Annotated in this window: 27 protein-coding genes; 15 read left to right on the top strand and 12 right to left on the bottom strand. The window is 68.0% G+C overall.

The genetic code is table 11. The features are described 5' to 3' along the window. Positions 1–42: 42 nt before the first annotated feature. Positions 43–771 (bottom strand): VOC family protein, encoded by a 729-nt coding sequence (locus FDA38_RS22340; protein ID WP_137256030.1) that lies wholly within the window; start codon positions 769–771, stop codon positions 43–45. Between the two features lie 63 nt (positions 772–834). Further along, entirely contained in the window at positions 835–1,413 is a 579-nt protein-coding gene (locus FDA38_RS22335) for a TetR/AcrR family transcriptional regulator (protein ID WP_137256029.1), read from the bottom strand. Positions 1,414–1,516: 103 nt separating this feature from the next. Between FDA38_RS22335 and FDA38_RS22330 the strand changes: the two genes are divergently transcribed. From FDA38_RS22330 to FDA38_RS22305, 6 genes are all read left to right on the top strand, one after another. Further along, positions 1,517–3,094: an ABC-F family ATP-binding cassette domain-containing protein gene (locus FDA38_RS22330; protein ID WP_137256028.1), complete on the top strand. Its 1,578-nt coding sequence runs from the start codon at positions 1,517–1,519 to the stop codon at positions 3,092–3,094. Further along, positions 3,081–3,902 carry a virginiamycin B lyase family protein gene (locus tag FDA38_RS22325; protein WP_137256027.1) on the top strand — a complete coding sequence of 274 codons (822 nt, stop codon included), beginning with the start codon at positions 3,081–3,083 and terminating at the stop codon, positions 3,900–3,902. Before FDA38_RS22330 ends, FDA38_RS22325 begins: the two co-directional genes overlap by 14 nt. Positions 3,903–3,965: 63 nt before the next feature. Beyond that, positions 3,966–4,874, top strand: coding sequence for a UbiA prenyltransferase family protein (locus FDA38_RS22320; protein WP_233714854.1), 909 nt, complete (start codon positions 3,966–3,968; stop codon positions 4,872–4,874). Positions 4,875–4,876: 2 nt separating this feature from the next. Beyond that, a complete protein-coding gene (gene pip / locus FDA38_RS22315; RefSeq protein WP_137256026.1) occupies positions 4,877–5,830 on the top strand; it encodes a prolyl aminopeptidase in 954 nt (317 codons plus the stop codon). An 85-nt stretch (positions 5,831–5,915) separates the two neighbouring features. Further along, positions 5,916–6,725: a phytanoyl-CoA dioxygenase family protein gene (locus FDA38_RS22310; protein ID WP_137256025.1), complete on the top strand. Its 810-nt coding sequence runs from the start codon at positions 5,916–5,918 to the stop codon at positions 6,723–6,725. 69 nt (positions 6,726–6,794) lie between these two features. Further along, positions 6,795–7,139: a cupin domain-containing protein gene (locus FDA38_RS22305; RefSeq protein ID WP_202877783.1), complete on the top strand. Its 345-nt coding sequence runs from the start codon at positions 6,795–6,797 to the stop codon at positions 7,137–7,139. On the opposite strand, the gene FDA38_RS22300 is transcribed toward FDA38_RS22305, so the two are convergent. Then, the gene (locus tag FDA38_RS22300) at positions 7,136–7,720 is read right to left on the bottom strand and encodes a YdeI/OmpD-associated family protein (protein ID WP_137256023.1); all 585 of its coding nucleotides are present in this window, start codon (positions 7,718–7,720) and stop codon (positions 7,136–7,138) included. The genes FDA38_RS22305 and FDA38_RS22300 overlap by 4 nt on opposite strands. Beyond that, the gene (locus FDA38_RS22295; RefSeq protein WP_137256022.1) at positions 7,717–8,679 is read right to left on the bottom strand and encodes a helix-turn-helix transcriptional regulator; all 963 of its coding nucleotides are present in this window, start codon (positions 8,677–8,679) and stop codon (positions 7,717–7,719) included. The genes FDA38_RS22300 and FDA38_RS22295 overlap by 4 nt, the downstream gene beginning before the upstream one ends. Positions 8,680–8,767: 88 nt before the next feature. Between FDA38_RS22295 and FDA38_RS22290 the strand changes: the two genes are divergently transcribed. The 3 genes from FDA38_RS22290 (at position 8,768) to FDA38_RS22280 (ending at position 11,760) form a co-directional block, all read left to right on the top strand. Next, a complete protein-coding gene (locus FDA38_RS22290; RefSeq protein WP_137256021.1) occupies positions 8,768–9,721 on the top strand; it encodes an ATP-binding cassette domain-containing protein in 954 nt (317 codons plus the stop codon). Further along, entirely contained in the window at positions 9,721–10,509 is a 789-nt protein-coding gene (locus FDA38_RS22285; protein ID WP_137256020.1) for an ABC transporter permease, read from the top strand. Before FDA38_RS22290 ends, FDA38_RS22285 begins: the two co-directional genes overlap by 1 nt. A 93-nt stretch (positions 10,510–10,602) precedes the next feature. Beyond that, on the top strand, positions 10,603–11,760 hold the full coding sequence (locus tag FDA38_RS22280) for a zinc metalloprotease (protein WP_137256019.1): 1,158 nt from the start codon (positions 10,603–10,605) through the stop codon (positions 11,758–11,760). A 54-nt stretch (positions 11,761–11,814) separates the two neighbouring features. Here FDA38_RS22280 and FDA38_RS22275 read toward each other — a convergent pair whose 3' ends face one another. Beyond that, on the bottom strand, positions 11,815–12,648 hold the full coding sequence (locus FDA38_RS22275; RefSeq protein ID WP_137256018.1) for an NAD(P)H-binding protein: 834 nt from the start codon (positions 12,646–12,648) through the stop codon (positions 11,815–11,817). 91 nt (positions 12,649–12,739) lie between these two features. On the opposite strand from FDA38_RS22275, the gene FDA38_RS22270 reads away from it, so the two are divergent. Next, complete coding sequence (locus tag FDA38_RS22270; RefSeq protein WP_137256017.1) at positions 12,740–13,672, top strand: AraC family transcriptional regulator; 933 nt, start codon at positions 12,740–12,742, stop codon at positions 13,670–13,672. A 39-nt stretch (positions 13,673–13,711) separates the two neighbouring features. Further along, positions 13,712–14,230 carry a putative immunity protein gene (locus FDA38_RS22265; RefSeq protein ID WP_137256016.1) on the top strand — a complete coding sequence of 173 codons (519 nt, stop codon included), beginning with the start codon at positions 13,712–13,714 and terminating at the stop codon, positions 14,228–14,230. On the opposite strand, the gene FDA38_RS22260 is transcribed toward FDA38_RS22265, so the two are convergent. From FDA38_RS22260 to FDA38_RS22250, 3 genes are read right to left on the bottom strand one after another with little or no spacing between them, the layout of a single operon-like run. Next, entirely contained in the window at positions 14,208–14,897 is a 690-nt protein-coding gene (locus tag FDA38_RS22260) for a dienelactone hydrolase family protein (RefSeq protein ID WP_137256015.1), read from the bottom strand. The two genes, FDA38_RS22265 and FDA38_RS22260, sit on opposite strands and share 23 nt — an antisense overlap. Before the next feature lie 9 nt (positions 14,898–14,906). Continuing rightward, a complete protein-coding gene (locus FDA38_RS22255; RefSeq protein ID WP_137256014.1) occupies positions 14,907–15,287 on the bottom strand; it encodes a TIGR03618 family F420-dependent PPOX class oxidoreductase in 381 nt (126 codons plus the stop codon). Between the two features lie 12 nt (positions 15,288–15,299). Next, positions 15,300–15,890, bottom strand: coding sequence for a dihydrofolate reductase family protein (locus FDA38_RS22250; RefSeq protein WP_137256013.1), 591 nt, complete (start codon positions 15,888–15,890; stop codon positions 15,300–15,302). 85 nt (positions 15,891–15,975) lie between these two features. On the opposite strand from FDA38_RS22250, the gene FDA38_RS22245 reads away from it, so the two are divergent. Further along, on the top strand, positions 15,976–16,428 hold the full coding sequence (locus FDA38_RS22245; protein WP_137256012.1) for a winged helix-turn-helix transcriptional regulator: 453 nt from the start codon (positions 15,976–15,978) through the stop codon (positions 16,426–16,428). Here the strand turns inward: FDA38_RS22245 and FDA38_RS22240 are convergent. Both FDA38_RS22240 and FDA38_RS22235 read right to left on the bottom strand, forming a co-directional pair. After that, positions 16,425–17,249, bottom strand: coding sequence for a phosphotransferase enzyme family protein (locus FDA38_RS22240; RefSeq protein ID WP_137256011.1), 825 nt, complete (start codon positions 17,247–17,249; stop codon positions 16,425–16,427). The genes FDA38_RS22245 and FDA38_RS22240 overlap by 4 nt on opposite strands. 12 nt (positions 17,250–17,261) lie before the next feature. Beyond that, on the bottom strand, positions 17,262–18,482 hold the full coding sequence (locus FDA38_RS22235; protein WP_137256010.1) for an MFS transporter: 1,221 nt from the start codon (positions 18,480–18,482) through the stop codon (positions 17,262–17,264). A gap of 82 nt (positions 18,483–18,564) precedes the next feature. Here FDA38_RS22235 and FDA38_RS22230 point away from each other — a divergent pair, with 82 nt between their 5' ends. Continuing rightward, on the top strand, positions 18,565–19,458 hold the full coding sequence (locus tag FDA38_RS22230; protein ID WP_137256009.1) for a LysR family transcriptional regulator: 894 nt from the start codon (positions 18,565–18,567) through the stop codon (positions 19,456–19,458). On the opposite strand, the gene FDA38_RS22225 is transcribed toward FDA38_RS22230, so the two are convergent. Further along, entirely contained in the window at positions 19,455–20,285 is an 831-nt protein-coding gene (locus FDA38_RS22225; RefSeq protein WP_137256008.1) for an SRPBCC family protein, read from the bottom strand. The two genes, FDA38_RS22230 and FDA38_RS22225, sit on opposite strands and share 4 nt — an antisense overlap. Continuing rightward, entirely contained in the window at positions 20,278–20,841 is a 564-nt protein-coding gene (locus FDA38_RS22220; RefSeq protein WP_137256007.1) for an ArsR/SmtB family transcription factor, read from the bottom strand. The genes FDA38_RS22225 and FDA38_RS22220 overlap by 8 nt, the downstream gene beginning before the upstream one ends. Before the next feature lie 193 nt (positions 20,842–21,034). Between FDA38_RS22220 and FDA38_RS22215 the strand changes: the two genes are divergently transcribed. Then, positions 21,035–22,111: an ABC transporter ATP-binding protein gene (locus FDA38_RS22215; protein ID WP_137256006.1), complete on the top strand. Its 1,077-nt coding sequence runs from the start codon at positions 21,035–21,037 to the stop codon at positions 22,109–22,111. A gap of 4 nt (positions 22,112–22,115) precedes the next feature. Further along, the gene (locus FDA38_RS22210) at positions 22,116–22,550 is read left to right on the top strand and encodes a phosphatase domain-containing protein (protein ID WP_233714853.1); all 435 of its coding nucleotides are present in this window, start codon (positions 22,116–22,118) and stop codon (positions 22,548–22,550) included. Positions 22,551–22,572 lie beyond the last annotated feature (22 nt).

Genomic DNA, 22,572 nt, shown 5'->3' with positions numbered 1-22,572 from the left:
CAAACTAGGCGTGCTGAAACCCTAGTCGGAGACGCGGCTGGTTCAGGCGGGCTCTCGCGTACCGGTCAGGATGCAGAACTCGTTGCCGTCCGGGTCGGCCAGCTCGATGCCGTCCGCGCCGTCCGCGTGCGCCTGACCGCTGTCGTGCCGGGTCGCGCCGAGCGTGATCAGCCGCTCGACCTCGGCCTCGGCATCGCCGGACGCGACGAGGTCGAGGTGCAGCCGGTTCTTCGGCGCCTTCGGGTTGACCGGCGGTCCGCCCCAGCTGATCTTCGGCCCGCCCTGCGGCGACTGGATCGCGGTCTCCTCGTCCTGGTCCCAGACCAGCGGCCACTCAAGGGCCTTGCTCCAGAAGTACCCGACGGCCTGCGTGCCGTCGGACGACAGCGCGCCGATGACCCCGGTGCCGGCGAGGAAGTTGTTCCCGGGCTCGATCACACAGAACTCGTTGCCCTCGGGATCCGCCAGTACGACGTGCTCCTCCTCCGGCAACTGCCCGATGTCGATGTGCCGCCCGCCGAGCTCCAACGCCCGGTCGACCATCGCCTGTTGCGCTTCCAGCGTCTGGCTGGGCAGGTCGAAGTGGGTCTGGTTCGGCCGTTCCTTGTCGAGCTCGGTCGGCAGGAACCGCAGGACGAACCCGAGCTCGTTGTCCGGCAGCACGGAGGTCCCGTCCGCACCGACTTCCCGGTCGAGCAGACCGGCCCAGAACCGCGCCAGCCCGGCAGGATTCTTTGCGTCGAAGGACAGTGCTTGGATCGTGACGCTCATCGGGACTCCTGTCCGCCGGGAAGTTCCACCGTAGGGCGGACGGAACGGGCGCCGCAAAGAGATTTAGCCGACCGACGCCGCGGCCACTCGCGCATGATGATCGGCTGTCGCGCGACTCATCGGCCGACGAAGCAGGACGAGTTGGAGGTACAGCGGACCGGTCGCGGTCAGCAGGAGCTGATGTGCGTCTGTGCCGGCCGGGATCTCGCCGCGCTCGACGGCCCGCCGTACGACGATCGCCGTGCGTTCGTAGCGATCCACCCAGAACTGCGTGAGCGCCTCGGCGGCTTCCGACGTACGGAAGGAGGCTGCGATCACCGCTTGGGTGACCGACGGGCGCGCCGTCAGCGCGGCATGCACCTCGCGGTTGACGGCGATCAGGTCGCCCTCGAGCGAACCGGTGTCGGCAGGCTCCCAGGAGTCGTCGGCGCCGGCTTGCAGGAGATCGACGAGCAGGCCGGCGACGGTCTTCCAGCGGCGGTAGACCGTCGTGCGATGGACTCCGGAGCGTACGGCGACCGCATCGACGGTCAGTCCGTCGTACCCGTGCTCTGCGAGCTCTGCCTCGACGGCCGCGAGTACTTCGGACCGCACCCGGGCCGTGCGTCCACCCGGCCTGCTTGCGCGATCGGTCGTCAGCATGTCATGATCTTAACGCAACATTCGTCGCATTAGGGAGTAGCTCAGTGATCTTCTGACCCGCCGTTCGCCAACCCCGAACCCCGCGTGAGTCAGGAGGATTCTCATGTCTACCCAGCTGTCCCTGCACGATGTCACCAAGTCCTACGACCACCGCCTGGTGCTCGACCAGATCACCTGCGCGTTCCCGCCCGGCCAGGTCAGCGGCCTGATCGGCGAGAACGGCTCCGGCAAGTCGACGCTGCTCCGAATCCTGGCCGGCCTCGAACCGGCGACGGACGGTACGGCGACCGCTGCCGGCAGCATCGGTTTCCTCGCGCAGGACAACCCGCTGCCGCTCGACCTCGACGTGAACGCGCTCGCCGATCACGCCCTGGCCGACCTGCGCCGGATCGAGTCCCGGATGCGATCACTCGAAGCCTTGCTTGCCGACGGCCGCACCGATGTCCTCGATGAGTACGGCGAACTCCAGACCGTGTTCGAGATCCGCGAGGGGTACGACGCCGACGCGCGCTTCGCCCGTGCGACGTACGGGCTCGGGCTCAGCACGCTGCCCGGTGATCGTCGGTTGTCGGAGCTGTCGGGCGGCGAGTTGGCGCGGTTGCACCTGGCCGCCGTACTCGCGTCGTCGCCGGAGATCCTGCTGCTCGACGAGCCGACCAACCATCTCGACATATCGGCCGCGATCTGGCTGGAGGAGCATCTGCGGTCGCGCCGCGGTACGACGGTTGTGGTGTCGCACGACCGCGCTTTCCTGGAGCGGGTTGCGTCGACGCTGTTCGAGGTGGACGGCGATACGCATCGGGTAACGCGGTACGGCAACGGCTTCCAGGGCTACCTGACCGAGAAGGCGGCCGAGCGGGCGCGGATCGAGCAGGCCCGGCAGGAGTGGGAGGACGAGGTCGCGGCGACGCGGGTCCTCGTGCGCACCACAGCTGATCGGGTCGCCTACGGACGGCCGATGACCGACAACAACAAGGTCGCGTACGACCGGAAGACCGGGCGCGTCAACGAGGCGGAGCGCAGCAAGATCCGGAACGCGAAGGAACGCCTGCGCCGATTGGAGGAAGATCCGCCACCGGTGCCGGCGAAGCCGCTGCGCTTCACCGCATCCATCCGCACGACGGGCGAACCGGCCGGGCTGGATGCTGTCGGCGTCGCGGTCGAGGACCGGTTGTTGCCGATCTCCCTCGAAGTACCAGCTGGTGCTCGCGTGCTGATCACCGGACCCAACGGAGTCGGCAAGTCGACGTTCCTGGACGTTCTAGTCGGGGCGCTCGAGCCTTCCTCCGGGTACGTCGAGCGCAGCGGGCGGATCGGCTACCTGCAGCAGGAGGTGACCGAGGCGCGACCGGAGGAGACGTTGCGGCAGGCGCTCGCCCGGCATCCGGGTGCGGCGGGTTTGGGGCTGTTCCGTCGGGATCAGTTGCAGACCAAGGTCGGTGCATTGTCGACCGGACAACGCCGACGGCTGGCGCTGGCGCGGTTGTTGACCACGCCGTACGACGTACTGCTGCTGGACGAGCCGACGAACCATCTGTCGCTCGTGCTGGTGGAGGAACTGGAGTGGTCGCTCGACCAGTACGCCGGCGCGCTCGTCGTGGTCAGCCACGACCGCCGCTTCGTGTCCCGCTGGCGCGGCACCATGATCGAGTTGAAGGAGAACATCTATGTCAGTCACTGAATATGCGGTTGGCGATGGGCCTTATGGCGTTGCAATTGCGGGCGGCGAGGTGTGGACGACGCTGGTGCATGCGGGTCGAGTGGCGACGGCGTCCGGGAGGCAGTTCGACCTCGATGCCCCACAGTCCCGCCCGAGCGTGATCGTCGACGGTCCTGACGATGCGGTGTGGTTCACGCGGAACGGTGACGACCGGGTCGGACGGATCGGGTACGACGGGGTTGTGTCGGCGGTCGACGTTGCCGGGGCGCCGTACGGGTTGTGTGTCGGATCGGATGGCGCGTTGTGGTGCACGTTGATGAGCGCCGACGCTGTTGCGCGCGTGACAGTCGACGGCGAGGTGACGACGTACCCGATCGGGACGAGCGGGGCGTTTCCGGCGATGATCACGTCGTACGGCGATGAGCTGTGGTTCACGCTCAACCAGGCGAATGCGATCGGGCGGATGACTCTCGACGGTGCGGTGACGACCTATCCGCTGCCGACCGAATCCGCTGGTCCGGTCGGGATCAGTGGGGTCTGGTTCGTCGAGATCCTCGCCGATCGCGTCGGCCGGATCACCGCGGACGGGAAGATCGAGGAGTTCGCGCTGCCGGCCGGCTCCAAGCCGCACGCGGTGGCGGGCGCGGCTGACGGCGGGTGTTGGGTGAGCCTGTGGGGAGCCGGCGCGGTCGCTCGATTGGATGCCGAGGGCAACATCACTGACCGCCACGACCTGGGGGAAGGGTCCGAGCCGCACGGGCTCGTGGTTGACGGTGAGTCGGTGTGGGTCGCGCTGGAGAAGGGTTCCTTGGCTCACATCCAGCCGTGAGGGTGAGGAGGTTCACCCGACGGAGGGAGGACGGCGGGCGCCTGGCGGGTGGACAGTGGTGATGTGAGCACGCTGGTGCAGGTCCGGGGTACGACTGCGCGGGTTCGCGACGTCATCGCGGTGGGGCGGCCGGCGTTCTGGGTGGTGTCGATCGTTCCTTATTACACGGGGATCCTGCTCGCCACCCGCCAACTGGTCCCGCCGGTGGAGGAGTGGCCGCGGCTGATCGTCGGCGCGGTGGTGATGGGTCCGCTGGTGTGGCTGGCCGTGCTGGCGGTGAACGACGCGTACGACTTGCCGAGCGACCGGCTCAATCCGCGGAAGGCGAAGTCGCCGCTGCTCGACGGACGCATCACGCTCCGCGCAGCCAAGCGACTCGCCTTCGCGGCCGCCGTCGCAGCGGTCGGGCTGAGCCTGCACGTAGGTGTCGTGTTCGCGCTCGGCGTCCTACTTGCCGTCCTGCTCGGCTATGCGTACTCCGTCCCGCCGGTCCGGCTGAAGACCCGCGCCGGCTTCGACGTCGCCGTCAACGCGCTCGCCCTCGGCGCCTTCGGACCGCTGGCCGGCTGGGCCGCGATCAACCCGGACCTCAGCAACTTCCCTTGGCTGATGGGCCTCCAGGGCACGCTCGCCGCCATCGGCCTCTACCTCCCCACCACGCTCGCCGACCTCGAAGCCGATCGCGCCGCCGGCTACCACACGATCGCGGTCCGCTTCGGCGCGCGGACGACGTACCGGATCGGGTACGCCGCCTGGATCGCCGCCGCCGCGCTCTCCGTCGTACTCGCGGCAACCGCCACGATCATCCCCCGCAGCATGCTGCCGCTCGAGCTCGTGATGGTCCCGGTGCTCGTCGCCGCCTACCGCAAACTCATTGGTCCCGGCCAGTCCTTCAAGGGCATCATCGTGCTCGCGTCCCTGTTCCTCTTTCCCTGCGGGACGTTCGCCCTCACCTACACGGGAGTCCTCTGAGCATGTATCCGGAGATCGAGCCCTACGACCACGGCCTGCTCGACGTCGGCGACGGCAACCGCGTGTACTGGGAGGTCTGCGGCAACCCCGACGGCAAGCCCGCGTTGGTGATCCACGGCGGCCCGGGCTCCGGCGCCGGCGCCTGGTGGCGGAGGTACTTCGATCCCGCCAAGTACAAGGTGGTTCTCGTCGACCAGCGCAACTGCGGACGCAGTACGCCGGACGCCGCCGAGCCGGACGTGGATCTGAGCACCAACACGACGACTCACTTGATCGCGGACTTCGAGCAACTCCGGCGGCAGTTGGGTATCGAGAAATGGCTTCTGCTGGGAGCGTCCTGGGGCGCGACGCTCGGGCTCGCCTATGCGGAGCAGCACCCGGAGGCGATCTCCGAGATCGTCCTGTTCAGCGTCACGAACACGACCCGGCGTGAGGTCGAGTGGGTCACCCGCGACATGGGCCGGATCTTCCCCGAGGAATGGTCGCGCTTCCGCGACGGCGTTCCCGCGAACGATCGCGACGGCAATCTCCCGCTCGCCTACAGCCGTCTGCTCCACGACCCGGATCCCGCCGTACGGGAGAAGGCCGCGCGCGACTGGTGCGACTGGGAGGACACGCACGTCCGCACCCACCCGAACTGGCAGCCCGACTCCCGGTACGACGACCCCGTACTTCGGCTGCGGCTGGCGCGGCTCGTCACGCACTACTGGGGTCACGCAGCCTGGCTGGAAGAAGGCGTACTCGTGCAGGACGCCGGAAAGCTGGCCGGGATCCCGGGTGTGCTGATCCACGGCCGACTCGACATCAGCAGTCCGGCGGACATCGCCTGGCGAATGGCGCAGGCCTGGCCGGATGCCGAGCTGCACCTGGTCGAGCAGGAGGGTCACGGTGCCGGAGGTACCGGCACGAAGGAGTTGATCCTGCAGGCGCTGGATCGTTTCGCGTTACGGTCCTGACCGCTTCTCCGTGCACGTGCACGAAGAGCAAAGATTTGATCACTGATCTTTACAGCGATGAAACGTTCCTGAACCCTTGAGTCCCATGACTCTGACCCGCCCCGAGCTCGAGACCGACTACATCCTCAGCCGGTCCGATATCGCGCACTTCGCCGAGCACGGATTCGTGAAGCTGAAGAACGTGCTGAGTCCCGAGACGATCGCGGCGTACGAGCCGGAGATCACCGGCAAGGTGATCGAGCTGAACACGCAACACCTGCCGTTGGACGAACGCGACACCTACGGCAAGGCGTTCCTGCAGGTGACGAACCTCTGGCAGGACAGCGAGCGGGTGCTCGAGTTCGTGTCGTCGCCGCGGTTGGCGCGGATCGCCGCGCAGTTGCTGGGTGTGCAGTCGGTCCGGCTGTACCACGATCAGGCGCTGTACAAGGAGTCCGGCGGCGGAGTCACCCCGTGGCACGCGGACCAGTACTACTGGCCGTTCGCGACCGACCGCTGCGTCACGGTCTGGGTCCCGCTGCAGGAGACCCCGATGGCGATGGGCCCGTTGTCGTTCGCAGCCGGCAGCCATACCTTCGAGCACGGCCGCGACCTGCCGATCAGCGACGAGTCGGAGCGGGTCCTGCAGGAGACGCTGGCCGAGCAGGAGTTCGCGGAGGTCTCCGAGCCGTTCGAGCTCGGCGAGGTGAGCTACCACCTCGGCTGGACCTTCCACCACGCGCCGCCGAACACCACCGGCATCCCGCGCCGGGTGATGACGATCATCTACGTCGACGCCGCGATGGAGATCTCGGAGCCGGTGAACAAGAACCAGGAGGCCGACCTGGCCAGCTGGATGCCCGGCAACCAGCCCGGCGAGACCATCTCCTCCCCGCTCAACCCCGTCCTCTACTGACCCACCGCGCCTCACCCCGGCGCACAAACCCGCGCGACTTCTGTACCTATTGGTATGTACGATGCTGCCATGAACCCAGCAGAGTCCCCGATCAGCCGCGTCGTCGTGCTCGACCAGCACCTGCCGGAGGCGCTCCCGGTGCAGCGCGTCGAGGTACGCCGGATCACCATCGAGCCGCACACCGCGCTCGGCGCCCACGTCCACAACGGCCCTGTGTTCGGCAACATCGTGTCGGGCAAGGCGGTCTACCAGCAGGCCGCCGACGGCGACGTACAGGTCCTCCATCCCGGCGACGTGTTCTACGAGCCGGCGGTCGACCGGATCTCCCGCTTCGACACCGAGGACGAGGGCGTCACGTTCCTCGCGTACTTCCCGCTCACCGCGGGCCAGGACGCGACGCTCGACCTGATCTAGAGCGTCCGCTTCTGCGGGTAGATCGTCTCTCCGCGGGCCAGTTGCTCGACGAACTGCTCGATCTTCCTGGTCCTGGTCTCGGCCTTCTTCACGTTGTTCACCCGGTGCACGATGGCGAACCGGTTGGCGCTGGTCAGGATCTCGAACATCGCCTGAGCCTTGGGATTGGCGGCCAGCGCCTCGGCCAGGTCCTCCGGGATCTCGCGCGCGCTGGCCCCGCCGTACGCCTTGTCCCAACGCCCGTCGGACTTGGCGCGCTCGATCTCGGCGCGGCCGGCCGGACGCATCCGGCCCTCCTTCTCCATCCGCGCGACGAGGTCCACGTTCCGCTTGGACCACATGCTCTGCGCGCGCCGCGGGGTGTACCGCTGGACGAAGGTCTGGTCGTCGCGACTCCGGCGCTGGCCGTCGATCCAGCCGTGGCACAGTGCCTCTTCGAGCGCTTCGGCGTACGTGAGGCTCGTGGGTTCCGTGACGTTCTTCTTCGCGAGCACGAGCCAGACACCGTCCGAGCTTCCGTGGTGTTCGTGCAGCCAGGACTTCCAGGCGGCGGCGTCCACAATGATCAGTTCCGTACTCATGACGCAGCCTCCTGGTAGCGGGCGGCCAGCTGGGCCGCGGCATCCTTCAATTCCTGTGGGCCGACGAACTCGAGGTCACACTCGAACATCCCGAAGGTCGCGGCCAGCCCGGTCCACGACCACGCGCTGAGCACGAGCCGGCAACTCGTCGGCGTGATCTCCTCGACGAACGCACGTCGCCCGGCCCATTGCGCGATGTCCGACGCCTTCGCCTGCAGGATCGCCTCACCCTTGCAGGGGTTCTGGTCCTGGCCGTGGAACCGACTCGAGATGTACGTCGCGACGTCCGGCGCCGGCAGTTCGCGCTGGCTGAACCGCGGCCCGGTCGGCGTCTTCGGCGTCATCCGGTCGACCCGGAACGTCCGCCAGTCCTTCCGCTCCAGATCCCAGCCGACCAGGTACCAACGCCCGCCCCAGGTCACCAGGTGATGTGGTTCCACCTTGCGCGGCGGCACCCATTCGTCCGGCGCGCCGGGTGACGCGTAGTCGAACCGCAGAACCTCTTGCGCGCGGACCGCCATCCCGATCGCGATCAGCTTCTCCGAGTCCACCGTCGTACGCCGGTTGGCGTACCGATCCACCGTCGTCACCTGCAACGCGTCGACCCGCTGCCGCAAACGTGCCGGCATCACCTGACGAACCGTGGCGAGCGCACGCAACGCGCCCTCCTCGATCCCGGTGACCGTGGTCGTCGCGGTCTGCAGGGCGACCGCGACCGCGATCGCCTGGTCGTCGTCGAACAGCAGCGGCGGCAGGTCGGCCCCCGCATCCAGGCGGTAGCCGCCGTCAGGCCCCTTGCTCGCACGCACCGGGTAGCCCAGGTCCCGCAGCCGGTCGACGTCGCGGCGGACCGTCCGCGGGCTGACCTCGAGCCGCTCGGCGAGCAAAGCACCCGGCCAGTCGCGCCGTGCCTGCAGCAGCGACAGCAGCGCGAGGAGTCGAGCAGAGGTTTCGGACATGACTTCAGCTTCCCATGAGTAAGGGACAGAACCTGACCGCTACTGCTGGAAATGTCGTGCTCATCAAGTCCAACCGAAGGAGCCATCCGTGATCAGCACCCGAGCGCTCACCCGGGATTTCGTGGTGAGCCGTACCGAGACCGTGCACGCCGTCCGCGGCATCAGCCTGGACGTCGAACCCGGCGAGCTGGTCGCCGTCCTCGGCCCGAACGGAGCCGGCAAAACCACCACCCTGCGCATGCTCACCACCTTGATCACCCCGACCTCGGGCACCGCGACGGTCGCCGGGTACGACGTGACGACGCAGCCGAGCCAGGTCCGGCGCCGGATCGGGTACGTCGGCCAGGGCAACGGCGCGGGCCACACCCAGCGGGTCGGCGACGAACTGATCGGGCAAGGCGTGATCTACGGCCTCGATCGCCGGGCCGCGAAGCGGAGGACCGACGAGCTGCTCGACGCGTTGGAGCTGCGGGAGCTGGCACGGCGCAAGGTGTCGGACCTGTCCGGCGGTCAGCGCCGGCGCCTCGACGTCGCGATGGGTCTGGTGCACGCGCCGTCGCTGCTGTTCTTGGACGAGCCGTCGACCGGCCTCGACCCGCAGAACCGGGCGAACCTGTGGGACCACATCCTGCGGATGCGCGAGCAGCACGCGATGACGATCGTGCTGACCACGCACTACCTCGACGAGGCCGACACGATGGCCGAGCGCGTCGTCGTGGTGGATCACGGCGAGGTGATCGCCGACGACACCGCAAGCTCGTTGAAGGCCAAGCTGGCCGGCGACCGGCTCGCCCTGACCGTTGCTCCTGACAACCTTTCCCAGCTGACCGTGCTCGCCGAGAAGTTGCCCGGGGCTCGCGAAGTCGTTGCCGTTGGCGACGAGCTCAGCGTCCGGGTCGCGGACGGCCCGGCGGCGCTGCCCGAGCTGATCGCGGCCGCCCAGCACGACGGCGTACCGATCGCGTCGGCACAGGTGCACCGGCCGACTCTCGACGACGTCTTCCTCAACCTGACCGGCCGGAACCTGCGAGAGGCAGCCTGATGACCACCCTGACCGTTTCAGAACCGTCCCGGAACCTGCTCCGCGACACCCGGATCGTGATGACGCGCGAGTTGAAGCCGGTACTGCGGGATCCGTTCTCGTTGCTGTTCGAGATGATCCAGCCGCTGGTGTTCCTCGCGCTCTTCGGACCGCTGCTGTCGGGTTCGATGGGCGGCACGTTCGGCGACGGCGTCTGGCAATGGTTCGTGCCGTCGATCCTCGTGATGACCACGCTGTTCGGTACGTCGACCACCGGGGCGAATCTGCTGTTCGAGTTCCAGACCGGAGCACACGAGCGGATGCTGGTCACGCCGTTGTCCCGTTCGTCGCTGTTGGTCGGCCGGGCGCTGAAGGAGATGGTGCCGCTGTTCGGGCAGGCGGTGATCGTGATCGCGGTGATGACGCCGTTCGCCTTCGACCTGCACGTCGGTGGTGCGCTGGTCGGGCTGGTGTTGCTCGCGGTGTTCGGCGTCGGGCTCGGATCTTTCAGCTACGCCCTGGCGATCATGGTGCGCAAGCAGGACTGGATGTTCTGGGTCGTGCAGCAGACGTTCCTCTTCCCGCTGATGATCCTGTCCGGGATGCTGCTGCCGCTGGAGACCGGTCCGGAATGGATGCGGGTGGCATCGAAGTTCAACCCGCTGTCGTACGTCGTCGACGCGGAGCGGGTCCTGTTCTCGGGTGACGTGTGGTCGAGCGCGGTGCTCTGGGGCTGGGTCGCCGCGATCGTGACCGCGGCACTCGGACTGACCGTCGGGATCCGGACGATGCTTCGCTCGGCCGCGTGACCCAATTGGGTCAATGACCCGACTGGGCCGTTCGTAGCGCTGAAATTCACCTACGGTAGCGGGCAGATCACCCACCGCCCCCAAGGAGATCTGATGAGACCCCGCCCCGCCTTGCTCACTGTCCTGACTTCGCTGGCCGCCGCCGCGCTCGCAACCTCGAGCGCGGTGGCGGCTCCGGCTCCGTCCGTCGACAACGCCCGTACGGTCGTCGCCGCGACTGACACAGATGGCGACTCGTTGCCGGACGCATGGGAAACCAACGGATACGACGCCAACGGTGACGGCGTCGTCGACGTGGACCTGCCCGCGATGGGCGCGAACCCGAACAAGAAGGACCTGTTCGTCGAGATGGACTACATGTCCGGCCGGCTCGCCAGTACGGCGGCGCTCGACCGCATCGTCCAGGTGTTCGCGAGCGCCCCGGTCAGCAACCCGGACGGCACGACCGGCGTCACGATCCACCTCGACGCCGGCGCCGCCCGCGGTGCGACGTACAACCTGGGCGGTGGCAACGAGGTCACGTACGACGACGACCTCAACCCGTCGGCCACCCAGACCAACGCGATCAAGGCAGCCAACTTCGCGGCGGTCCGCAAGGCCGTCTTCCACTACATGATCTGGGGAGACAGCTACGACGGCGGCTGCAGCAGCGGCCAGGCGTTCAACATCCCGAACGACACGTTCATCGTCACGGTCGGCCCGAAGTGCGGGTGGAACGCGACCGACGACACCAACGTCGGCACGTTCATCCACGAACTCGGGCACAACATCGGCCTGAAGCACGGCGGCACCGACAACCTGAACTACAAGCCGAACTACCTCAGCGTGATGAACTACTCGTTCCAGCTCGGCGGCGTGCTCAAGGCCGACGGCACGAAGTACTGGGGCTACTCGAACGTCCAGCCGACCTCGATCAATGAGGCCCGGCCGGACGAGACGGTCGGCCTGGGCAGCCTGGGCGCCGGCTACAAGACCAGCTGGAAGTGCCCGAACGGCACGACCCGGGTGACGGCCGGCGCGGCGAACGCGCCGATCGACTGGAACTGCGACGGTGACACCACCGACACGACGACGGCCGCGGACATCAACGGCGACAAGACCACGTCGATCCTGATCGCGCAGAACAACTGGGCGAACATCGTCTTCGGCGGCGGTGCCGTCGGTGGGGGCACGACGCCCCGCACCAAGACGCCGGCGTCGGAGCTGCAGGAGCTCACCCACGACGAGTGGGTCTCGATGCAGCACAAGTAGTGGTCCAAGCGGAAGCCCTCGCACCTTCAGGTGGGCGCGAGGGCTTCGGCTTGTTCAGGCTGACCAGACTCCGGTCTTGGCAGTCTCGCGGGCCCAATCGGTGAAGTCGCGGGCCGGTCGGCCGAGCACCTGCTCGACACCGTCGGAGACGTACTCCGAGCGGTGATTGCGGATCACCGCGAACAGGTCGCGGACCGCGTCGGCGTCTTCCTGGATCAGCCCCTGCTCGATCAGTTCGGCGACGTGGGAATCCGGCTCGAGGTCGACGTACCCGATCGGGCGTCCGGTGGCGGCGGTCAACTCGTCGGCGATCTCGGTCATGGTGAGCGTGCGCGGCCCGGAGATCGTGAGGGTCTGGCCGACGTACGACTCGTCGAGAAGGGCCGTGGTCATCACGTCGCCGACGTCGTTGGTGTCGATCCACGCCTCGGCGCCGGTGCCGGCGGACAGCCGGATCTCGCCCGCGAGCACGTGGTACCGGAGGAAGTCCTCGCTGAAGCCCTGCGCGAACCAGGCCGGCTGCACGATCGTCCAGTCCAGACCGCTCGCCTTGGCAACGTTCTCCAACTCGAGCTGGCCGTCGTACACGGCGAAGTCGCGGCCCGGGCTGCCGACGCCGCGACCGGACAGCAGGACCAGGCGCCGCAGCCCGTCTGCCTGCTCGATGAACTTGCCGGCCTGCGCGAGTCCGGTCGGTCCGACCGGCGGCGCGAGGTACGCCGTCTCCGCGCCGGCGATCGTCGCCGCCCACGTGCTCTCGTCGTACCAGTCGAAGCGCTGCTCGCTGGAGCGCGAGGCGAGGCGGTACGGGACCTCCCGCGCGTCGAGTTGTGCCGCGACGCGACGACCGGTCTTGCCTTTGCCACTGAGGATCAGTATCGGGTTCATGGCTCTAGTTCACCGGGCTTGAGTGAGACAAACCATGGCTATGTGGCGCAATTCGATGTTCGAGGCGCTCATCATGCCGTACCCTCATCGCATGGACGTGCTCGACGAACTGCTGGCCGGGACCCGCGCCCAGGACGGCGTCTTCAACCTGACCATCCTGGATCTGCCGTGGGCGCTGGAGATCCGGGACGAGGCGCCGCTCGCGCTCGCGACCCTCGTCCGCGGCTCGGGCTGGGTGACCCGCGAAGGCACCGCGCCGCAGCGGCTGGAGCAGGGCGACGTCGCGATCTTCACCGGCCCCCAGCCGTACGTCGTCGGCGACAGCGTGCACACCGCGCCGCAGCTGCGGATCCACCCCGGCGGCATCTGCGAACCGTTGCCCGGGGCACCGGCCGACTATTCGGCGCGGCTGGGCGTGCGGACGTACGGCAGCCGCAAGTCCGGCGAGGTGATGGTTGCCAGCGGCACCTATCAGGTGGCGGGTGATGTCAGCCGGCGACTGGTCACCGCGTTGCCGCCGGTGCTCGTCGTACCTGCCTCCGAGGTGGCCGGGTCGGTGATGGAGATGATCACGAGTGAGATCCAGCGGGATGCGGTCGGCCAGCAGACCGTGCTCGACCGCTGGCTCGACCTCGCACTGATCACCACCCTGCGCGCGTGGTTCGACCGGCCGGACTCTCATGCGCCGGGCTGGTACCAGGCCCAGACCGATCCGGTCGCCGGTACTGCGTTGCGCTTGCTGCACGAGGATCCGGCGCACCCGTGGAACGTCACCGACCTCGCCGACAAGGTTGGGGTGTCGCGGGCCTCGCTGGCCCGGCGGTTCACGGCCGTGGTGGGCGAGGCGCCGATGAGCTACCTGACCGGTTGGCGGATCACGCTCGCCGCCGATCAGCTGCGGTCGACCCGGGACACGGTCGAGACGATCGCCCGGCGGGTCGGGTACGCGAATGCCTTCGCATTGAGCGTTGCGTTCAAGCGGGTCCGCGGGATCACGCCTACGGACCACCGTCGGGCGGCGTGAAAGCTTCAAGACCGAGGTTCAACGATACGATTGAGGCTCATGGAGATCGCGTTGAGCCTCGACGAACTGCGGCAGCTCAGCCTCTGGAGCGCGGACTGTGCCGAGCGGGCATTGCCTCTCTATGAAGCCGTCGCTCCCGACGATCGCCGGCCGCGCGAGGCGATCGAGGCCGCCCGCGAATTCGGTGCCGGAGGCAACAGAACGAAGGCGATCCGGACGGCTGCGTGGGGCGCCCTGAAGGCGGCAGGTGAGGTAAACGATCCGGCCGCGGAGGCTGCGGCGCGAGCAGCAGTTGCGGCAGCGGGTTCGGCGTACCTGCATCCGTTGGCGGCGGCCACCCAGGCGAAGCACATCATCGGAGCGGCGCAGTATGCGGCGTACGCGCACGAACTGGCTGGGCGTGACCCCTCGAGCGTCGTCAGCTGGGCGATCGACCGAGTGCCACCCGTGGTCCGGGACGTACTGCGCCGCTACCCGGACGGCACGCCCGGCCGCAGCCGGCTCGGCGAGCTACACCGCCAACTGGAGTCGGCGCTCAGGCAACCGTCGCCTTCATGAACGCCAACGCCTGCGGCCAAGCCAACCGGAACGCGTCCGCGTTGACCTCCTTGTCGTGCCGCGACTTGTCCGAGAACCCGTGGTCCGCGCCCGGGAAGTACTGCGTGAACGTCGCCCCGGCCGTCCGCGCCTGCAACACCGTCTGCAGCGTCTCGAAGTCAGAATTCGGTACGGCGGTGTCCGCGCTCGGATAGCTCACCAGCACCGGCGCCGTGATCCCGGCTGCCTCGGCGATCGCGTCGTACGTGTGATGCGGCGGCCGATCGGACGGAACCGTCGGGTGGAAGGCGACGACATTCGCCACCCGCTGGTCACGCGCCCCGAGCAGGAACGCGAACCGCCCACCGAGGCACCACCCGATCACACCGACCTTGCTGCACCCGAGCTCGTCGACGAGGTAGTCCAGCAACGCGCTCTGCTCGGCGAGGGCAGTGTCGTCGTCCATCTGCCGCAGCAAACCACTCAGCTCTTGCCGACTGGTGTTGTCCGTACTGCGCCCCTTGAACGGATCCCACGCCAGCGCAGTGATCCCTTCGCCGGCCAGCTCATCGGCCCAGGCCCGCACCTGCTCACCGATCCCGGTGATCATCGGCAACAACAACATGCCGGCCCGCCCCACCCGCGCGAGATAAGCGTCCTGCTCCCCAACCGTCACAGTCACACCCATGCGCGCATCTTAGACGCCGACGGTCTGGTGCTCCGGCTCGATGACGCCGATGATGCGGGCCTGGTCGCGGCCGTAGGGCTGGCCGAGGTACTTCATTGCGATCTGGTCGACGAGGGCCCAGCCGGCGTCGCCGTCGATCCATTCGGTGACGCGGCCGCGGATGATCACCGGCTCGTAGGGGTTGTCGACTGGCGCGAGCGACAGGGCCACGCGCGGGTCGCGGCGGAGGTTGTGGGCCTTCTGGGAGTCGGGCCCGGTCAGGAAGATGATGCGGTCGTCGAGCGTCGTGACCCACAGCGGGATCGAGTGCGGCGACCCGTCCGGGAGAACGGTGGCCAGGTGAGCGATCGAGTTGCTTTCGACGGCACGGCGTACGGCGGGCTTCAACATGGTTCTACTCCTTCAGCGGACGACTGCGTAGTGGAGGTGGGTGACGCCCGGGGCGGGCACTGCTTCGACGAGGTTGAGCCGGACCTGCTCGGGCAGCTCCTGGAAGAACGGCCGGCCGCTGCCGAGCAGGATCGGCACCTGGTGCAGGACGAGCTCGTCGACGAGGCCGGCCTTCAGCGCGGCCGTCACGACACCGCCGCCCATCAGACCGACGTCCTTGCCGCCGGCGATGGCGCTCGCCGCGGCGACTGCGTCCTCGATGGTATTGGCGAGCGTCTGCTGCTCGCTGATCTCCGCGACCGGACCGTGGCTCAGCACGACCAGCGGCGCCTTCGCGTGCGGGCTGCCGCCGCCGAAGTGGCTCGAGTCGTCGTACGTCTTGTGACCGGCGATCACGGCGCCGACCCGGCCGGCGAGCGCATCGAACATCTTGGCGCTCGGGGCGCTGAGCTTGAAGCCGTCGAAGACCTGGCTCGGGGTGTCACCGTCGAAGTACCAGTCGAACAGCATCGGAGCGTCGCCGAGGCCACGGTCCGGACCGGAGTCGCGACCGGTGATGTATCCGTCGACCGAGACCGCGAGGGCGCAGAGGACCTTGCTCATCGTTCCGCCTTCCGTTTGGGGTTCCTTGAAGGAACGCTAACATGTCGGAGTTCCCTCAGGGAACCCCAATTGCTAGACTGATTTCATGCAGCGCACAGACTTCAGTGAGATGGCGTGCTCGATCGCGCGCACGCTCGACGTGATGGGCGAGCCGTGGTCACCGTTGATCCTGCGCGACATCTGGGTCGGGATGGCGCGGTTCGAGCAGATCCAGGCGGACCTCGGGATCTCCCGCAAGGTGCTGACCGAGCGGCTGAACCATCTGGTCGACCGCGGCGTGCTCGAGCGGCGCCCGTACGACAAGCGGCCGCGGTACGAGTACGTGTTGACCGGCAAAGGCCTGGAGCTGATGGACGTCCTGATGGTGATGGTTGCCTGGGGCGACAAATGGCTCGCCGGCGAGGCCGGGCCGCCGGTGCTGTACCGGCACCACGCCTGCGGGGAGATCAGCCACGTCGAGCTCAGCTGCTCGCACTGCGGCAAGCCCATGCACGCCAACGACATCGACGTACTCCCCGGCCCGGGGGCGGCCGCTTAGGCGCAGTACGGGCGGAACTCCTCCAGATCGCTGTCCACCCGCGCGATCCGCTCGAAGCCCCACGTGTCCACGCCCGGACGGTCGACGTTGCGTGACACGCGCGCCGACAGGTCCCGCAGCCCGCGGGCGAGCAGCGCGAACTCGAGATGATCGGGGTCCAGATCGTCGGCGCCGTACTCGTCGAGGAACTCCGGGATCCGCCGACCGTCGGCCGCGACCCACACGTCGTACTCGCGGGGTCCGATGACGGCGTTCTCCCAGTCGAGGATGGCCGCCACCTCACCGTCAGCGGCGATCAGCACGTTCAGCCCGTGGAAGTCCGTGTGGCACAGCACGTCGCGCACTGGTGTGAGCCGCGATCGAACGTCGTCCAACCGCGCCAGCGCCGCGGACACCACGTCCGCTCGGTCCACGATCCACGGGTGCTGCAGCTGGTTCTCGAGAGCGCGGATGTGCGGCTCGCTGGTATCGGCGTGCGGCAGCATCACCTGCGGAGGCGCATCGTGGACCTGACGGAGAGCCCGGGCCGCAACCTTCCAGTCGTCCCAGGTCGCCGTGCGCCCTTGTACATAAGGGAAAACGGCATAGGCTCGTCCGCCATCCATCGCAGACCCCTCACCGTGGGTGGTTCGGACTGGCTCTACGACAGGCAGGCCGAGCGCGTGCAACTCCGCCAGCAACTCCAGCCCGATCGGCTGCTCGCCTTCTTTCCACACCTTCACGAACCAGGTGCCGTCCGCCACCCATCCGTCGGTCGCGAACCCGCCCGGGTGCGGTTCGAGCGAGGACACGCTCAGGCCGTAGTCGCGCTGCAGATCCACGGCCTCATCACATCACCTCTGGGCGGCCAACATCCGGAGTACGGCGGCGTTCACCAGGATCAGGATGAGCACGGAGAAGATCAGCAGGGCGACCTGGGCGGGCAGCAGCGCTATGCCAAGGCCGATCAGGAGGACCGGGATCGCGAGGCCGGCGTACGCGATCAGGAAGAGGGCGGCCAGCACCTCCCCGCGAGACCCGGGATCTGCCAGCGACGCGGCGGTCGCGACCGCACCGCGGAAGACCAGCCCGACGCCCGCCCCGGCGACGACCCCGCCGATGACGAACAGGTACAGGTTGGGGATCAGGCCGCCGACCGCCACCCCGACCAGTCCGACCGACATCGCGACCAGGCCCAAGCGGAGCTGAGCCGGACGGCTGAGGCGGACGAAGATCACCTGACTGGCAGCCCCGGCGATGAAGACAGCGAACGTGACGACACCGGCGAGCAGGCGCGAGGTGTGATGCAGCACGCCTGCAAGGAACGTCGGCGCCAGCGACGTGAACAGCCCGAAGATCGCGAACGCCGCGAACGCACCGATCGCCGACGCGAAGAAGAGCGGCTTGGCCGACGACGGCAGCGCAACCCGCTGCGGGCGGTACGCCGGTCGCTCCTCCAACCGCTCCACGGTCTCCGGCACGAGCGCGATGCCGACCGCGCTGATCAACAGCAGCACCAGGAAGATCTCGTACGGACGCTGCAGCGGCGCCGACACGTACTGCGCGAGCAGCCCACCGATCAGCGGCCCGAACGCGAGCCCGCCGAGGTTCACCATGCTCGAGATCAACGCCGACCGGCTCGGGTCCTCCCCCGGCCGCGCGATCTGCCGCAGCTCGGACAGGTGCGCGGTAGCGGTCGCGGTCAGTACGCCGACCCCGACGCCACAGATGAAGCGCGCCACCAGCAGACCGGGCACCGACGACCAGATCAGGAAGATCGCCGCGGCCAGCGCCTCCGCGAGTACGGCGAGCAGCGCGACCCGGCGCCGACCGAGCCAGTCGCTGACATGTCCGGCCAGGTAGAGCGACGCCATCACGCCGACCGCATAGCTGGCGAAGATGACCGTGATCACGTACGTCGGGAACCCGTCCCGGTGCTGGTAGATCGCGTAGAGCGGAGTCGGGATCGTCGAGAAGGCCATCGTGATGAGGAAGGCCGCGGCGATCACCCAGAACCCGGGAGCATGAGCGAGCCGGATCCGTACGCCGGTCCGCGATGAGGTCATGGTGGACATGTTTCCAGCGTGCCGCGCGGGATCTATCGAGTCCAACGAAAGTTCTTGCACGCTCTTATCGTCAACATCGATAATTGAGCCTGTGGACAGTCGACAGCTCGAGTACTTCGTCGCCGTCGCCGAGGAACTGAGCTTCACCCGGGCGGCGCAGCGGCTGTTCACGGTCCAGTCCACGGTGTCGGCCGCCGTACGCGCCCTCGAGACCGATCTGAAGACGACCCTGTTCGACCGCTCGACCCGGCGGGTGGTGCTGTCGACCGCGGGTCAGGCCTTACTGCCGGAGGCGAAGGCTGCTTTGGAGGCCCTCGACCGCGCGCGGGCCGTCGTCGAAGAGGCGTCGGCCGGGCTCCGCGGCAACATCCGGATCGGGACGCTCGCGCGCTTGCGCATGGTCAACATGGCCGAGCTTCTCGGCGCGTTCCACCGCAAGTACCCGTTGGTCGAGGTCCAGGTCACCACTTCGCCGACCGGCTCCACCGGTCTCGCGGACGACATACGCCATGGTCGGCTGGATGTCGCACTGCTCGGTCTGCCGAAGCCCGAGCTCGCCGGGCTCGAGGTGCGCGATCTCGCGACGGTCCCGTTCGTCGCGTTGCTGCCGTCCGGGCACGGGCTGGCGCGGCAGTCCGCCGTACGGCTGGAGGAGTTGGCCGGTGAGCGGTTCGTCGACATGCCGGCCGGGTTCGGGAACCGGAAGATGGTCGACCGGGCGTTCGACACGATCGGGATGCCACGGCGGATCCAGATCGAGGTCCCGGAACTGACGACGATTCCCGACTACGTGCGGGTCGGGCTGGGGGTTGCCGTCGTACCCGATCTCGAGCTGGCCGAGGAGCCCGGCGTCGCCAAGGTGCCGATCAAGGGCACCGAGCTGACCTGGACGTTGTCGGTGGCAACGGCGGCCGGACGACGACCGAGCAGGGCAGTGACCGCCCTGCTCGATCTGATCGGGGACAGCACCCGCCCGTACTTCTAGGCGGCCCAGATCGACCAGTCCGGGAGCTCGACGTACCGGCGGAGTGCGGCGACACCGCTGAGCCAGCCGGTCCAGGCGCCGTACGGCGGGTTGGCCTCGTCGAACCCGCTCATCACGAACGTCAGCCGCGTCTTCCCGTCGGACTCGGCGAGCTCCCAGCTGCTGATGCCGGACGGTCCCCAGTCCGTCGCCATCTTGCGGCCCTCGACCAGGTCGACGATCTCCACGCCCGGGCCGGCCTCGAACCCGCCCATCGCGAACCGGCCGCCCTTGCGCAGGTCGATCTCGATCGGGAACCCGAACCAGGCCGACGCCTTCTCGGACTCGGTCAGCGCCGAGTACACCTGGTCGATCGGCCCGTCGATCAGCACCTCGCCCTCGAAGACCGGCGAGGTGAAGTCCGGCCTCGTCGTCAGCTCGCGACCCTCGACGTGGTCGACGAGGTTGGCCAGCGCGAGTGACCAGAAGGTCTGCAGTACGCCGCGGATGTTGGCGCCGCTGATCGCGTCCGCGTAGTCGAAGTGCGTCTGCGACAGCTTGACCACTGTCGCGTCGTCACCGTCGGGGGTCAGCGTGATCTCGGTGGTGGTCTCTTCGCCGCCGAGCGTCCACGCCAGCGTGAGCGTGCTGCCGTCGTACCCGACGACACGTTGATGCGGCGTGTCGCCCTCGGGGATGTAGCGGCCCCAGAACTCGAACGTGCCGGGCAGATCGACGTTCGAGTGCTCGCCGAGCCAGAGGTTGAGGGCCTTCGGATCGGTCAGCGCCTGCCGGACCTCGTCGATCCCGGCCTTGGCGCGGACTTGCAGAACGAGCGGTTCAGTCATGGTCTTGGTCTCCTTTGGGGTAGCAGGCCACGGCGAGCTTGAAGGCGTCGCCCTCAGTGCCGCCGTAGCGCGAGAAGAGGTCCTGCAGCGTGCCGCGCAGGTCCTCGAAGAACTCCCGCCGTCGGTCCGGTGGGACCCGGATCTCACCGGACACCCCGATGGACGGCAGCTCCGGAGCCGACCGATCCAGCGCGGCGATGTCGGTCTGGACCTCTTCCATCAGGTCCAGCACGTAGCCGAGGCTGAGCTCGTCGCGGGTCCGGCGGAGTCCGCCGATCCGGCCGACGAGCGTCGGCGACAGCCAGTACGAACGGGCGGTCGCCTGGTAGATGCCCTCGTGGATGCCGCGCACCTTGCGCTCGTCCACCTGGGTCACCAGTCCCGCCTCGACGAGGCGCTTGACGTGGTAGTAGACGCGCTGCGGAGTCTGCCCGAGCTGCTCGGCCACCTCGCTGCAGGTGGCCGGCTCGGCCAGCCGCCGCAGCACCTCGATCCGCTGCGGCTTGAACAGCGCCTCGGCCTGTTCGAGCTGCTCCAGGTGCATCACGTCTCTCATCACACAAAGAACTTTGTACGTAAAAATCTCTTTTGTCAATCGATCGGCTTACATCACCCGGGAATGTAAATCGGCCCTCGTTCGTTGTACGAAGTGCTTCGGTGATGCGTCACCGAGCAGACACCCAAGACCTGGGAGCCTTTGCTACGGATCGTCCGGCACGTTCCTGCCGGCGGAGGAAAGGAAGCGCGACATGGCAACTGTCTCGTTCAAGGGAGCCACTCGGATCTACCCGGGCGGCGACGTCCCAGCTGTGGACAACCTTGATCTCGACATCTCCGACGGCGAGTTCATGGTGCTCGTCGGACCCTCGGGTTCAGGTAAGTCGACCGCGCTGCGGATGCTGGCGGGGCTCGAAGAGGTGAACGAGGGCTCGATCTTCATCGGCGATCGCGACGTCACCAACGCACCGCCGAAGGAACGCGACATCGCGATGGTGTTCCAGAACTACGCGCTCTACCCACATATGTCGGTGGCCGACAACATGGGCTTCGCCCTGAAGATGCAGGGCATCCACAAGGAAGAGCGCGCCAAGCGCGTGCTGGAGGCCGCCAAGCTGCTCGGCCTCGAGGAGTACCTCGAACGCAAGCCGAAGGCACTGTCCGGCGGCCAGCGACAGCGCGTCGCGATGGGGCGCGCGATCGTGCGTAGCCCGAAGGTGTTCCTGATGGACGAGCCGCTGTCGAACCTCGACGCCAAGCTCCGGGTCCAGACCCGCACCCAGATCGCAGAGCTGCAGCACCGCCTCGGCGTCACCACCGTCTACGTCACCCACGACCAGGTCGAGGCCATGACGATGGGCGATCGCGTGGCCGTACTGAAGGACGGCGTACTGCAGCAGGTCGACACCCCGCTGAACCTGTACGACCGGCCGAAGAACAAGTTCGTGGCCGGCTTCATCGGCTCGCCCGCGATGAACCTGATCACCGCCGAGATCGTCGACGGCGGCGCGAAGATCGGCGACTACGTCGTACCCGTCGCCCGTGACCTGCTGGCCAAGGCCGGCGACGACAAGACCCTGACACTCGGCATCCGCCCGGAGGCGCTGCACATCGCCGACGCCGGCCTGCCCGTGAAGGTCGCCGTGATCGAAGAGCTCGGCTCGGACGCGTTCCTGTACGGGACCGCAGACCACGCCGAGAACCAGCAGATCATCGCCCGCATCGGCACCCGCCTGCACAACGACAAGGGCACCGAGGTCTACCTCGCACCGGACCCCGAGAAGCTGCACCTCTTCTCCACCTCCACGGAGGAGCGCCTTGTAGTTTGATCCCGTGGGCCATTGGGATCGGGACGCACTTGGTGTGATGGAGCTGCCGTCGGGTCGGCTCGTTCGCGGACGGAGTCTGCGGCGTGGCCCGGCGGCAGCGCCGTTTCCGACGTACGGCGTGTATCTCCTCGGGTCGGAACCGCCCGACGTGCCGTGGGAGACGCGCTGGATCAAGTGGCCGGACTTCCGGCTTCCGGTGGATCGCGCGGCGGCGCTGACGATCTTTCGCGAGGCGCTGGTCCGGGCCGAGACCGGGCGGGTCGAGTTCGCGTGCGGCGGCGGACGAGGACGGACCGGTACGGCGCTCGCCTGCCTCGCCGTACTCGATGGTGTGCCCGCTGATCAGGCTGTCGCGTATGTCCGCGAGCACTTCGAGAAGCACGCGGTGGAGACGCCGTGGCAGAAGCGGTACGTGCAAAATCTGTTGACCCGGGGCTGACGTCTCGCGTTGGGTTCGAGGT

It is taken from the genome of Kribbella jiaozuonensis, assembly GCF_005233875.1.
Taxonomy (GTDB): domain Bacteria; phylum Actinomycetota; class Actinomycetes; order Propionibacteriales; family Kribbellaceae; genus Kribbella; species Kribbella jiaozuonensis.
This window is presented reverse-complemented; position numbering and strand designations above follow the sequence as displayed.